The sequence below is a fragment of the [Chlorobium] sp. 445 genome (assembly GCA_002763895.1).
GTDB lineage: Bacteria > Bacteroidota > Chlorobiia > Chlorobiales > Thermochlorobacteraceae > Thermochlorobacter.
The window spans coordinates 73,168-85,511 of the sequence record NSLH01000004.1; the positions used below are offsets into that span (position 1 = coordinate 73,168).

General features: G+C 47.8%; 8 protein-coding genes and 1 pseudogene. 1 reads left to right on the forward strand and 8 read right to left on the reverse strand.

Annotated elements, in window-relative coordinates; translation table 11 throughout:
* Window positions 1-7 precede the first annotated feature (7 nt).
* The 6 genes from CMR00_02830 to CMR00_02855 all read right to left on the reverse strand — a co-directional run bounded on the left by CMR00_02830 (window position 8) and on the right by CMR00_02855 (window position 7,137).
* Window positions 8-277, reverse strand: coding sequence for a phosphoribosylformylglycinamidine synthase (locus CMR00_02830; protein ID PIO48814.1), 270 nt, complete (start codon window positions 275-277; stop codon window positions 8-10).
* A gap of 15 nt (window positions 278-292) precedes the next feature.
* Window positions 293-745, reverse strand: a complete 453-nt coding sequence (locus CMR00_02835; GenBank protein PIO48815.1) for a hypothetical protein — start codon at window positions 743-745, stop codon at window positions 293-295.
* A gap of 19 nt (window positions 746-764) precedes the next feature.
* Window positions 765-1,541 carry a CDP-diacylglycerol--serine O-phosphatidyltransferase gene (gene pssA / locus CMR00_02840; GenBank protein PIO48859.1) on the reverse strand — a complete coding sequence of 259 codons (777 nt, stop codon included), beginning with the start codon at window positions 1,539-1,541 and terminating at the stop codon, window positions 765-767.
* Between the two features lie 136 nt (window positions 1,542-1,677).
* Window positions 1,678-2,187: a glutathione peroxidase gene (locus CMR00_02845; GenBank protein PIO48816.1), complete on the reverse strand. Its 510-nt coding sequence runs from the start codon at window positions 2,185-2,187 to the stop codon at window positions 1,678-1,680.
* A gap of 100 nt (window positions 2,188-2,287) precedes the next feature.
* Window positions 2,288-5,434, reverse strand: coding sequence for a hypothetical protein (locus tag CMR00_02850; GenBank protein PIO48817.1), 3,147 nt, complete (start codon window positions 5,432-5,434; stop codon window positions 2,288-2,290).
* Entirely contained in the window at window positions 5,431-7,137 is a 1,707-nt protein-coding gene (locus CMR00_02855; GenBank protein ID PIO48818.1) for a hypothetical protein, read from the reverse strand. Before CMR00_02855 ends, CMR00_02850 begins: the two co-directional genes overlap by 4 nt.
* A gap of 194 nt (window positions 7,138-7,331) precedes the next feature.
* Here CMR00_02855 and uvrC point away from each other — a divergent pair, with 194 nt between their 5' ends.
* Window positions 7,332-9,281, forward strand: a complete 1,950-nt coding sequence (gene uvrC / locus CMR00_02860; GenBank protein PIO48860.1) for an excinuclease ABC subunit C — start codon at window positions 7,332-7,334, stop codon at window positions 9,279-9,281.
* Here uvrC and CMR00_02865 read toward each other — a convergent pair.
* Together CMR00_02865 and CMR00_02870 are read right to left on the reverse strand one after the other, a co-directional pair.
* Window positions 9,278-10,650 (reverse strand): annotated as a pseudogene (locus CMR00_02865) (asparagine--tRNA ligase). The gene uvrC and the pseudogene CMR00_02865 sit on opposite strands and share 4 nt — an antisense overlap.
* Window positions 10,651-10,696: 46 nt before the next feature.
* A complete protein-coding gene (locus tag CMR00_02870) occupies window positions 10,697-12,277 on the reverse strand; it encodes a phosphatase (GenBank protein PIO48819.1) in 1,581 nt (526 codons plus the stop codon).
* Window positions 12,278-12,344 lie beyond the last annotated feature (67 nt).

Here is a 12,344-nt window from a genome sequence, read left to right on the forward strand (position 1 = left end):
CATAGCACTATTGTGTAGAGGCTTGCGTGAGTTCTTCGACTTCGACCTCAAAATCTTCCATGACAGGATTTGCTAACAATTTTTTGCACGCAGATTCTGCAAGAGTCAAGGCTGCTTCACGTGTCTGCGCCTCTATTTCAAGTTCAATATACTTGCCGATGCGCACTGATTTGACTGCGCTGTATGCAAGACTCTTTAGCGCATGCAGAACGGCTTTGCCTTGCACATCCAGAATAGACTTACGCAGTGTTACAATCACTTTAGCTTTGAAGAGCATCGCTTGTAAATTTGATTACTTTCTTATGCACATTGCTTCTGCCTGATGAAAGCGATCATGCAACGCTGTTAATGCCGCTTTGATGTCGTTGTCGGCTGCATTCTTTGCAATCATCTCCGCAAGTGCTTGAGATTCTTTTACGAGCGAATCCATCACCGCCTTGAACTCAGGTTTAGTGACATAATTTTCAGGTATTGGCGAGTCAGCCCAGTCTTTGGCGCGTGCAGCAAGCTCACCTGCGCGTGCCCGAATCGGCTTGAAGTCCCCATCTTCTAACGGATGGTAGGTTTCTGCCATCACATTGTGAAACGCATCCAAGGCTTCCCAGGTCTTCAACGTCTTCGAAGACACTTGGGCATCGGATTTTGCTACTTCTGGCTTTTGTTCAGTGGTTTTGGAATCAGATTTCGGCTGCGTGCAGGCAGCTAGCCCAATCACTGAAAAAAGAAGGATAAGATGTTGCCACATAGCACATTGCGATGATTTGTTACGAAGGTTGTTTTTTGGAAAGTTCGGTGTTTGTCAGTGTATTTGACTCTGAGAGTTTTTCATTAGGCATTTCTTCGAAAAAGAAATCGTAGAGTGAGCGCACAATGCCTACCACGATGTAGCACAGCATTACGATAAGTAGACCTTTGGCTTGAAACATCAGTATCATCACGCTTGCAAGAATCACCAGCGAGAATTTGACTGGGCGCTCTCGAAATTCTTCTTGTGTAGGTTTTGGCAATTTTTCGTAACGCACCTTGCTAATCATCAAGAGCGAAAGTGTCAGCGTCAGCGCAATCAGCGCGCCGAGTTTTTGTTCACTCGTCAAGACGTTTTCGCTTACCAGCCACACTGCAAACGCTGCAATGGTCATGGCTTGAGATGGTGTCGGCAGACCCGAAAAGTAATCTTTGTAGCCTGTAAGTTGCACATTGAAGCGCGCAAGACGCAGTCCACTGCCCACCATGAGCATCGCACTGATGAGCAAGCCTACAATGCCCAGCGTATCCAATCCTGATTTGTAAGCTAAAAAGGCAGGCGCTGCACCAAATGAGACCAAGTCGGAGAGCGAATCCAATTCTACACCGAAATCAGAAGCAGAGTTTGTGAGGCGTGCAATAAAGCCATCGATCGTATCGAAGAGCGCTGCGAAGATGATAAACCAGCCCGAGGCGACAATGTTACCATCACTTGCCGTAACGATTGATGCATAGCCACACACCATATTCATCACGGTGAATGTCGAAGGGACAGCCGAGCGAGAGACGCGTGGCATTTCCACGCGCCGTATCTTGAAGCGCCGCTGCGAGCGCGGCTTACGGCGTCTCTCAAACTCGCGCACATTAGTAGGTGGCAACTCTTTCAAATCAAGCGCTGGTCTAAATTTTGTTTTGCAAAGATAGAGATTTTCCTTACAAAATGGATTGGCTTGTGAGCATCGGCGCACATTCTTCTGCCAATGCTTCTTCAATGGCTTGTTTGAGCTGCGCAGAGTCAGGCGCCACACGGCTCTCAAAACGCGCGCGAATCGTGCCGTCTTTACCAAGCAGAAACTTCTCAAAATTCCACTTTACTTTGCCCGGCGGATTTGCGTGGGTCGTCAACCACTTGTAAAACAGATGCGCACCCTCACCATTGACATCAATTTTATCCATCATATCAAACTTGACGCCATAGTTTGTCGTGCAAAAGCGCAAAATTTCTTCATTGCTGCCCGGCTCTTGCGCACCAAATTGATTGCACGGGAATCCAACGACACTTAACCCCTTTGGCGAATAGGCTTCATGCAGCGCTTCCAAGCCGCGGTACTGTGGCGTGTACCCGCACCTGGATGCGACATTAACAACCAGCATCACACGACCCTTGTAGTCCGAGAGTTTCTTCGTCTCTCCTGTGATGGTTTTGAAGACAAAGTCCGTCATCGTAATAATGATTTGTTGTTTTTTTCGTTGTAAAAAACTCAGCAGTGTGTGAATCTACACGCAGAGATACATGTGGCTCACACATTAAGTTCAGCACCTTTTAATCTTTTAGTTCAGCAGTGAAGTCTGCAACAGGTAAGTAAATGTGAAAGGTTGTGCCTTTACCTACCTCACTGTCTACTTCAATCAGTCCTTGATGCTTTTTAATGATTCCATAGACAATCGATAACCCCAGTCCTATGCCTTTGCCCACTTCTTTTGTGGTGAAAAACGGCTCGAACACTTTGGCTTGGAATTCTTTTGGAATCCCGACACCATTGTCAGAGACTTTGAGGTGTAGATAATTTTTGTTCTTGTCCAGTGCAGAGCGCGCACGCACGGATTCATCTTGCAGAAGCAAGGTGGCAAACGTGATGCAGGCGCTGTCGTTCTCAATGAGATATTTTGGAAAAGCGTCGCACGCATTTAAGGTAAGGTTGATGATGACCTGTTGCAGCTGGGTGAGGTCGCCATAAATCTCTGGTAAGTCTGGCGTAAGTTCTTTATGAATCTTGATGCGCTTGTCAATCGTGTGCTCAAGAATCTCTAACGCATTCAGGATCGCTTGATTCAGTGCGATGCGTTTTGGCGTGAATTTGCCTTGTCGGGCAAACGCCAACAGTTGCTGTGTTAGTGCGGCGGCGCGGTTGGCGGCGGCTTCTGCACGCTCCAATGGTTTTTGCACCACTGTGCTTTGTGCCACATGCTTCTTAATGACTTCAAGATTGCCAAGTATTGCACCAAGCAGATTGTTAAAATCATGCGCAATACCACCCGTGAGTGTGCCAATAGCTTCCATTTTTTGTGCTTGAATCAGTTGATCTTGCAGCCTTTCACGCTCCAGTTCAGCACGATGCTTTTCTGTGCGGTCAATTGCAACCCCTAACACGCCGATTATCTTTTGCGCATCATCATACAGCGGGGAGAGATGATAGTCGAAGAACACGTCATCAAACTGCGCACTATGATTAAACTTTTCACCGGACATGGCGCGACCAATATCTTGCAAAAAGATCGTGTTCTGCGAAAAGAGTTGATAGACCGACTTGCCAACCAGTGAAACTGAATCGTAGCCCAATAGCTCTAATCCTTTGCCAAGTGCTAGTGAGAAAATGCCTGATGTATTAAGCGCAAAGAGCACAATCGGTGCATTCTCAATAATCTCACGCAATTGCACCTGCGATTTTTTTAGTTCAAGTTCAGCTTGGCGTACTTCTGTTACATCTTCTAGCACGCAGAGCAAGCCATTTGGTTTTTGCTCATCACTATAGAGTTTGCCCAAATACAGCGAAACAATACGCTCTTTGCCACTGTGATGACTCAAATAAATCACGTCGCCTTGCCAATGTCCTTCTTGCTCTAATGCGGCTTTAGCAGCTTGATGAATTTGCTTAGTTGGATACTTGTATCGCATAATCACTTCGCTGCGTATGCCCAGCATCTCCTGCAATGATTTGCCATGAAACACTTCTGCGGCACGGTTGCAATACTTTACTCGCCCTGTAGCATCGACTGCAATTACAGCTTCTTTCATTTCGTAGAGCACACGGGCTTGGAAGCGTAGCTGCTCTTCTACTGCCTTACGCTCAGAAATGTCTCCCAACACCACACAAATGCCAATGATATCTTCGTTGGCATTGCGCACTGGTGTGATGCGCACTTCGTAGCAGTGCGTCTCTGCACCATGCGTAACTGTTGTCTCAAAGTGCACGTGCTCACCTTGCAGGGCAGCGTCAAGATACTTTTGCGACAGCGGCAAATGCTGATTTTCTTTCGCCAAACTCAAAACTGATTCACCGATACGCAATGGCTGACCATACAGTCGCTGGCTATCTTGAATAGCTTTCAGATTGAAAGCACGCACATGATAATTGTGATCGAGCAGCAGCAGAGCATACGGTACGCTGTTGAAGATGGCTTTGAGTTCTGCTTCAGATTGACGCAGCGCCTCCTCAAAGCGTTTCTTTTCTGTGATGTCTCTGACCGTGCCAGTTGCCGCTCGCTTGCCCAGATAGGTTGTTACAGCAAGTGTTGCAATAACTAAAATGCGCTCGCCATTTTTGCAGATTAGTTCTATCTCAAATTCACTGGCTGTCAATTGTCCTTGCTGAAATGCCGCTGAGATTTCCTCAATCTTTGCATGATATTCAGGGGCAATGACTTCAAGGCAAGACTGTCCAATCACCTCCTCTTTCGTATAGCCCAACATGTTAAGAAATGCACGATTGACGAAGACAAACTTCATATCTTGCACCAAATACACACCATCTTTGCTGCTGCTGACCAGTGCGCGATACTGTTCTTCTGACTGCGCCAAGGCAAGTTCACTCATCTTGCGCTCTGTGATATCGCGCGTCACACCGACAACTAACCAGCAGTTTTGTTCTGCCTTAAAACTCGGCGAAAGTGTCGCTGCAAGCCAGCGCAACTCACCATCTTTGCGCCAAAAGCGATATTCTACTGAAGCCACTCTGCCTTCAAAAATGTTCTTGAAACTCTTTTGCCATATTGCTTCTCTATCTTCTTCATGAACATGATTCAACCAGAGGAATTTATCGCGCTGCATCTCTTCGACTGTGAAACCAAAAACTTTTTCACATGAAGGCGAGAAAAAGTCATACTCAAATTCCTGATTTGCATACACACAAAAGCGATAGACACCATCGTTGATAGTGCCCAAAATCATCGAGAGTTTCGCATTGGATTCTTCCAAGGCTTTAGCTGTACGTAGCGCCTCCGTGATGTCTTCAACTTCAGCAACGAAATACGCAGGACTGCCATCTGCATTTTTAGCCAAGCCAACTTGCACGCGCACATTAACAGGCTCACCGTTTTTATGCAGATAGCGCTTGAGCAACGTATAGCGTTCTATTTCGCCACTCAGAAGTTTATTGTCTTGCTCAACAGAAATGGCTAAGTCATCAGGATGGGTGATGTCCTGAAAGGTCATCTCGAGCAATTCTTCTGCTGAATAGCCCAGCATAGCGCAGAAAGCTGGATTGACATCACTAAATCGTCCATTGAGCCAGCAGGTGAAGATACCAATAGTTGCCGTGTCAATCGTGCGGCGCAGGCGTTCTTTGCTCCAACGCAACTGCTCTTGCATTTCTGTACGCTCAATTGCAAGGCTTGCGACTTTTGCTGCTGTTTCCATGAACTCAACTTCCAAGCTATCTGGGCGGTGTGGCTCGTTGGAATACAGTGTCAAGACACCAAGTACCTTGCGAGCGTTGTCAAAAATGGGCTGCGACCAACACGCAGCAAATCCAAAGTTTTGTACCAGGTGTGGATAGCTTCCCAAAGCGGATCGGTTTGCAAATTCTCTGAAGTCACACGTGTTTTGAGATGCGCCGCGGTCCCAAACGTGCAGCGCTGCATTCCAATGTCCATGCCATCTATTTCCTTAGCGAAGTCATCTGGCAGACTGGGTGCTGCCACAAGCCGCAGTGATTCTCTCTCCACAAGATGCACACTGCATTGCAGGTCGGGCAAATATTGCTCAATGCTCAAACACAGTTCGCTCATCACTTCATTTAGTGGCGCTGAACTTGCTATCAGCTCAAGCACACGGGATTGCATTTTGCGCATCTGACTCTGATGACGCCGCTCGGTAATCTCACGCACAGTGAGAATGATGGCACGCACCATAGGATTGTGCAGCTCATTACGCTCGCGTATAGAGATCACACGCGGTGTTGAGCCTGAATGCAAAAGACGCAGTTCAAGCGAGTTTGTAAAAGTCTGCGCAGGATGCTCAATGCTTTCATCGAGCCTATCGCGTAGTGCTGGACGATCATCGGGATGCACAAGTTCAAGGAAGTTTTTGCTGCTTAGTTCCGAGAGCGCACACTCGAAAATTTTTTCAGCCGCAGGGCTAGCATAGCGAATTGTGCCTTGCGTGTCAATGAGCAAAATTGCGTCGGAGAGTTGCTCCACGATTGCTCGAAAATCCACAATTTCTGTTTGCGCAACCTCTGACAGTTTTTCAGGTGGTGTTACTTCCGCTTCAGATTCGACATCATGCGCCTCAAGTATAGGCTGCACTGGCGCAGCATCACTTTCTTTGTCTTCTGCTGAAACCGTTGGAATCGTCTCCTCATCCAAAAACGGACTTTGCACGGCGGTCTCTGTTTGCACTGCTGCATCTTCAATTGATGGTGCAGGGCTGTCTGTGTCAGCAAGCTCACTTTCCAAGAAGGGACTTTCAGGCGGCGCTGCAACAAGGGAACTATCTGTTGTGTCAGGCTCGTCCACGAAAGCGGGTGCACTCTGATTCTCAGTCGGCGTTGAAGTCGCCGGTGAATTTCCGGAGACGGGTGATATTGGCGCTTCAGGTTGCAGTGCAGTTGGTGCAGGTGATAGCGGTTCAGGCTGCGGTGCAGTCAGCGTCGATGAGGGAAATTCAGCAGGCGTTGTTGCTGGCGTCGATGACAGCAGTTCACCAGATGTTACAGTCGGTATAGATGTCAAAGGTGCAGCTGGTGCTGGTGATGGCGCTTCAGGTTGCGGTGCAGCTGGTGCTGGTACAGTTTGACGCAGCGTAGAGACTCTCTGCAATGCTTCTTGAATTGCACTCGGCAAATGTTGACGATGCTCTTTGAAGACATAATCTGCAGCGCCTTTTTCAAGCATTTTTAAGGCAACGGCGGTCTCACGCACTGCAGACAGCACGATAAAGGGCACACTGGGACGCTGACGACGCAAGAGTTTAAGTGCTTTGTCTGCTGTGCCATCAGAGAGTTGATATTCAGAGACAACGACATCGAAGCCATTATCTTCTAACTCTTCTTCAAATTCTTTTAGCGATACGATACGCTCGACACTGCAGTCAGGGAAAGCCGTTTTAAGGGTTAAGAGTGTTAGAGCGGCATCAGAGAGACTTGGCTCGAGGTGAAGTATGCGTATCGGCATTGCACGTTTAGACAATCTTAAGTATAGTAATAAAATGCAATCTAAACATTCACAATTTGTATCTCAAAATAGGAAAGCCCGTGGCTTTCTTGTCTGATTTCCTTCTTCATGCTTTTTCTTTTTGGCGGCTCAATTCTTGCTGATTTGACTGTAAATTTGCATCAACTTTGAAGCAACGCCATGCTATGTCAGAGATGCACACCGTTCAGTTGCAAGATCATTTAGAAAATATTGAGAGCGATATATCGCCGACGCTGCGCGAAAAGTTGCAAAATTTGCCGACTTCAAGTGGCGTGTATCAATTCAAAGATAAAACGGGTCAAGTGATTTATGTCGGCAAAGCAAAAAACTTGCGTGCGCGTGTGCAATCCTACTTTCGCAGTTGCTCAGAGCACAATCGTAAGACTGCACTGCTCGTGAGCAAAATTGCAGACCTTGAACTCATTCTCACCTCCTCTGAAGTCGAAGCACTCATTCTTGAAAACAATCTGATTAAGCAGCTCAAGCCGCGCTACAACATCAACTTGCGCGACGACAAAACCTATCCCTACATTGTCATTACAAATGAGCCATTTCCGCGCATTTTTCCAACCCGCACCGTTGTACGCGATGGCTCAAAGTATTTCGGTCCTTATACCGATGGCAAACAGATGCGAGCACTGCTTGATGCGATTAGCGAGATTTTTCAAGTGCGCAGTTGCTCACTCAAACTCACTGAAGAGAACATTCGCGCCAAAAAGTTCAAGGTGTGTTTAGACTATCACATCAAGAAGTGTCAAGGTCCATGCGAAGGCTTGCAGTCCGAAGCCGATTATGATGCAATGATTAGCGAAGTGCGCAAACTGCTTTCAGGCAAAACACGCGATGCTATTCGCTCGCTTGAAGCACGTATGAAAGCCTGCGCCAGTGCCCTACAATTCGAACAAGCTGCTGGACTCAAACGCCAGCTCGAAGCGCTCAAACGCTACACAGAAAAACAGCGTGTGATGACCATCGATGACATCGACCGTGACATCTTTGCGATTGCTGCACAAGATGATGATGCTTGTGGCACCGTCTTCAAAGTGCGTGATGGCAAACTCATTGGCTCCATGCATTACTACTTTTCCAACATTGAGGGCGTACCTATGCCTGAGTTGCTCACACGCCTGCTCGAGAAATACTACCTTGAGACCACCGACACCATACCCGATGAGATTTTCACAGCTGAAGCCCCTGCACATCTTGATGCTCTTCAAGCCTTGCTAAAGACACGCTTAGCTGAGCAAGGGGAGAGCAAGACCGTTGAGTTCATTGTGCCACAAATTGGCGACAAAGCAAAACTTGTCTCCATGTGCGAAACCAATGCGCGTCATCTTTTGAGTGAATACTTATTGCAAAAGCAAAAACGCGGTGAAGCCTTAGCCATTCCTCGCAGCGTTTATGCCTTAGAGCGCGACTTGCGTTTGCCAAAATTGCCACGCCGCATCGAGTGCTTCGATAACTCGCACTTTCAAGGCGCAGAGAGCGTTTCAGCAATGGTGTGTTTTGTCGATGGCAAACCCAAGAAGTCGGACTACCGCAAATTCAAAATCAAGAGCGTGGAAGGCATTGATGATTTTGCCGCTATGGCAGAAGTCATTGAGCGTCGCTATTCGGGCTCGCTTGCAACAGAATTGCCGCTGCCTGATCTGATCATTGTTGATGGCGGTAAAGGACAACTCTCCGCTGCCTATGAGGTCTTAACACGCTTAGGTCTTCAGATTCCGATTATTGGGCTTGCCAAGCGCTTAGAAGAAGTTTTTTTTCCGAATGAGTCGCTGCCACACAATTTGCCCAAGACGTCTTCTTCACTCAAACTCTTGCAACAAGCACGAGATGAAGCTCATCGCTTTGCAATTACATTTCATCGGCACTTGCGAGATAAGCGCACACTCTCAACAGAGCTTACTGAAATTGATGGGATTGGCAAAGCCAAAGCTGAAAAACTCCTGAAGACCTTTGGCTCACTTGCGCAGATTGAATTAGCAAGCGTAGAGCAACTGGCGGAAGTCGTGGGCAAAAAAGCCGCTGAGACAGTGCGCCGATACTTCGACCAAAAACGCAATCAAGCGCAGTCTGCCGATACCGATGCGCCATCGCTTTCTGATGAAGTGAGCCACTAAGGCGTGTTGCGATAAATCATTCGTGGATATGGCGAAGTCTCGCGAATATGCTCCAGTCCGCAAATCCATTTGACCGTGCGCTCCAAGCCTAAGCCAAAGCCTGAATGCGGCACACTGCCATAGCGGCGCAAGTCTAAATACCACTCAAACGGTGCCATAGGCAAATGATGCTCCCTGAGGCGTTCCACAAGTGCGTCATAATTGTCTTCGCGCTGCGAGCCGCCAATGATTTCGCCTGCGCCTTCAGGTGCAAGCATATCCATTGCTAAGGCAAGCTGTGGATTTTCTGGATCGCGCTTCATGTAGAAGGCTTTAACTGCCGCAGGATAACGGTGAATGATGCAGGGCTTATCGAATTGCTCCATGAGCGCTTCTTCTTGCGGCGCACCAAAATCTTCACCCCAAGGAAAATCTATTTGAATCTCACTGCCGTCTTCTTGTTTCTTGATGAGCTTGATATTGTGCTCGTTGAGCCACTTGACGGCATCCGTGTAGGACATTCGGTAAAAAGGACGCGTAATGCGCTCTAATTTTTGAATATCGCGCTCCAAAATTTTGAGTTCTTCCTTTCGCCGTTCCACCGTGCGCTGCACCACATACTCAACGAGTTCTTCTGCCAAATTCATGTTCATTTCAAGGTCGTAGTAAGCCATTTCAGGCTCAACCATCCAGAACTCTGTCAGATGCCTGCGCGTCTTGGATTTCTCGGCACGAAAGGTCGGTCCGAAAGTGTAGACTTTGCCAAACGCCAAGGCTGCTGCTTCAGCATAGAGTTGCCCAGATTGTGTCAGGTACGCTTTGCCCAAATCGAAGTAATCCATTTCAAAAAGTGTGGTCGTACCTTCCACAGCGTTAGGCGTGATGATTGGCGCATCGACCAGAATAAATTCTCGAGTATTGAAAAATCACGAATGGCACTGATGACTTCATGACGGATTCTCATAATTGCCCATTGACGCTTGGAGCGCAGCCAAAGATGACGGTGGTCAGAGAGAAATTCAATTCCATGCTCTTTGGGAGTAATTGGATAGCCTTTTGAGAGCTGCACGATTTCTATGTCTCTGACTTGCAGCTCATACACATCAGCAAGTTTGGGGTGCTTGCTCACCTCGCCTGTGACGATGACAGAACTTTCCTGCGTAAGTTTTTCGAAGGCTTGCCAGACACTTTCGCTGACTTGGTTTTTGACCACAATGCCCTGCACAATGCCCGAGCCATCGCGAATTTCTGGGAACATCAATTTGCCCGAGGAGCGAATGTTGTAGAGCCAGCCCTTGATGGTGACCAGTTCGCCCACATGCTCTTTAAGGTGCGCCACAGCAACATGTGCTGCCGGGGCACTTGTTTTAGACGGTGTGTCGATGTGCATAATTCTATGTGATAGAAGTGAATACAATGAACTTGGAAGATAGCGATTAGTCAGCGTTTTGTTCAACGCTCAGCACGAGTTTTCGGCTAAAGACTGCTTCAAACATATCGCTCATTTGTGTGGCTGCCCAAATTTCAATTTCTGGGTCGGAGATGGCTGTAAGCCTAAGTTCTATTTTCTTTGGATGAATAATTGCCTTGACGCTTTTGACATTTTGGCGATGTCCTCTATCGAGCGCATTAGCTAAGCGCAGCAGGCTTGCCAGCACACGCACCACGTGCTTATTGCGAGGCGAGAGCGATTGAAATGCGACATGCTCAACTTTTGGCGGCGACTTGCGGTGATAGCGCGCCACGTTTGCCATAATTTGAATTTCTTCAGGCGAGAAGCCTTTGAGCCCTGCATTTTGAATGATGTATTGGCTATGCTTGTGATGCGCTGATGGTGAGATGAAGTAACCAATGTTGTGCAAATACGCTGCGTATTGCAAAAGTTCGCGTTCGACTTTACCAAGTTCATGCAGCGACTCGAGCTGGTCGAAGAGTTGAAGCGATAAATGTGCAATATGGCGCGAGCGACTCTCATCCCACTGACAGCGGCGTGCCAGTTCTAAGACACTGCGTAGGCGCGGACCTTCAATCTCTTTTGTAAGAGAGATTGGCGCAAGATGACGTGAAAGATAATCCAGTACGATGCCTTCGCGCAGGGCATATTCAGAGATTGTAATCTCCTTGAGGTCAAAAAGGCGCATCATGACATCAAAGAGGACCATGCCGGGCACGATGAGTTCAGCGCGCTGCGGGTCTAAGCCAGAGATTTGGCGCCGCGCTTCACTAGGTATTGCAAGCAGTTTCTCGTAGAGTTTGAGAAACCCACGACGTGAGAAACTGCTGCCATTGAGCGCCTCGAACTCTTGACCGCGCTCGGCAAGTAAAATCATAGCCGCAATGTTTTCCGCTGTACCGCTCGAGGCAATCGCAAAGTCAAAGCCAATTGCTTTTGCGGCTTTTGCAACAGGACGAATTTCTTCGACCAGATGTCCTTCGAGCGCACTTAGCTCACGGTCGCTAATCGGGTCTGTCGTTACGAAGCGTTCTAAAAGCCGAGCAACGCCTAACTTCTTACTTTCGACAAAGTAAAGATTTTGCGCATCCCCAATCATAAATTCCACTGAACCACCGCCGACATCAATCATCAATGCCTTTCGCTTGCCGATGTTGATGGCACGACGAATCGCCAGATAAATCAGTCGCCCTTCTTCTTCACCAGAAATGATGCGCGTGCGAATCCCTACGCGCGACGCAATCATCTCCATGAACTCCTCACCATTTTTAGCTTCGCGTATTGCGCTGGTAGCAAACGCCACAATATGCTGCACATCGACCCCACGCTGTTCAGCAAGTTTGCGGAAACGCATCAGTGTATCTAAGCCTTGTGCCATCGCTGCTGCCGAGAGTTGCTTGGTCATCATGCTGCCTGCACCAATGCGAATCATTTCCTTGGCGCGGTCAATCATCGTAAAGCTCATATCGGGCAAAAGCTCCACGATAATCATATGAAAAGAGTTCGTGCCTAAGTCAATTGCGGCAAGACGCAACGGCGAGGCGGAACGCGAGGATGAAGTCATTTCTAGCAACTCTTGTTGATATCTGGCAAGCCTGCATTACAAAGGTATTTGTTTTTCAGAGGTGTGT

Excerpts from the sequence above, each read along its gene's own strand:
- uvrC (PIO48860.1), top strand. The coding sequence starts at position 7,332 with ATGCACACCGTTCAGTTGCAAGATCATTTAGAAAATATTGAGAGCGAT.
- CMR00_02855 (PIO48818.1), bottom strand. The coding sequence starts at position 7,137 with ATGCCGATACGCATACTTCACCTCGAGCCAAGTCTCTCTGATGCCGCT.
- pssA (PIO48859.1), bottom strand. The coding sequence starts at position 1,541 with ATGCCACGCGTCTCTCGCTCGGCTGTCCCTTCGACATTCACCGTGATG.
- CMR00_02830 (PIO48814.1), bottom strand. The coding sequence starts at position 277 with ATGCTCTTCAAAGCTAAAGTGATTGTAACACTGCGTAAGTCTATTCTG.
- CMR00_02870 (PIO48819.1), bottom strand. The coding sequence starts at position 12,277 with ATGACTTCATCCTCGCGTTCCGCCTCGCCGTTGCGTCTTGCCGCAATT.
- CMR00_02835 (PIO48815.1), bottom strand. The coding sequence starts at position 745 with ATGTGGCAACATCTTATCCTTCTTTTTTCAGTGATTGGGCTAGCTGCC.
- CMR00_02845 (PIO48816.1), bottom strand. The coding sequence starts at position 2,187 with ATGACGGACTTTGTCTTCAAAACCATCACAGGAGAGACGAAGAAACTC.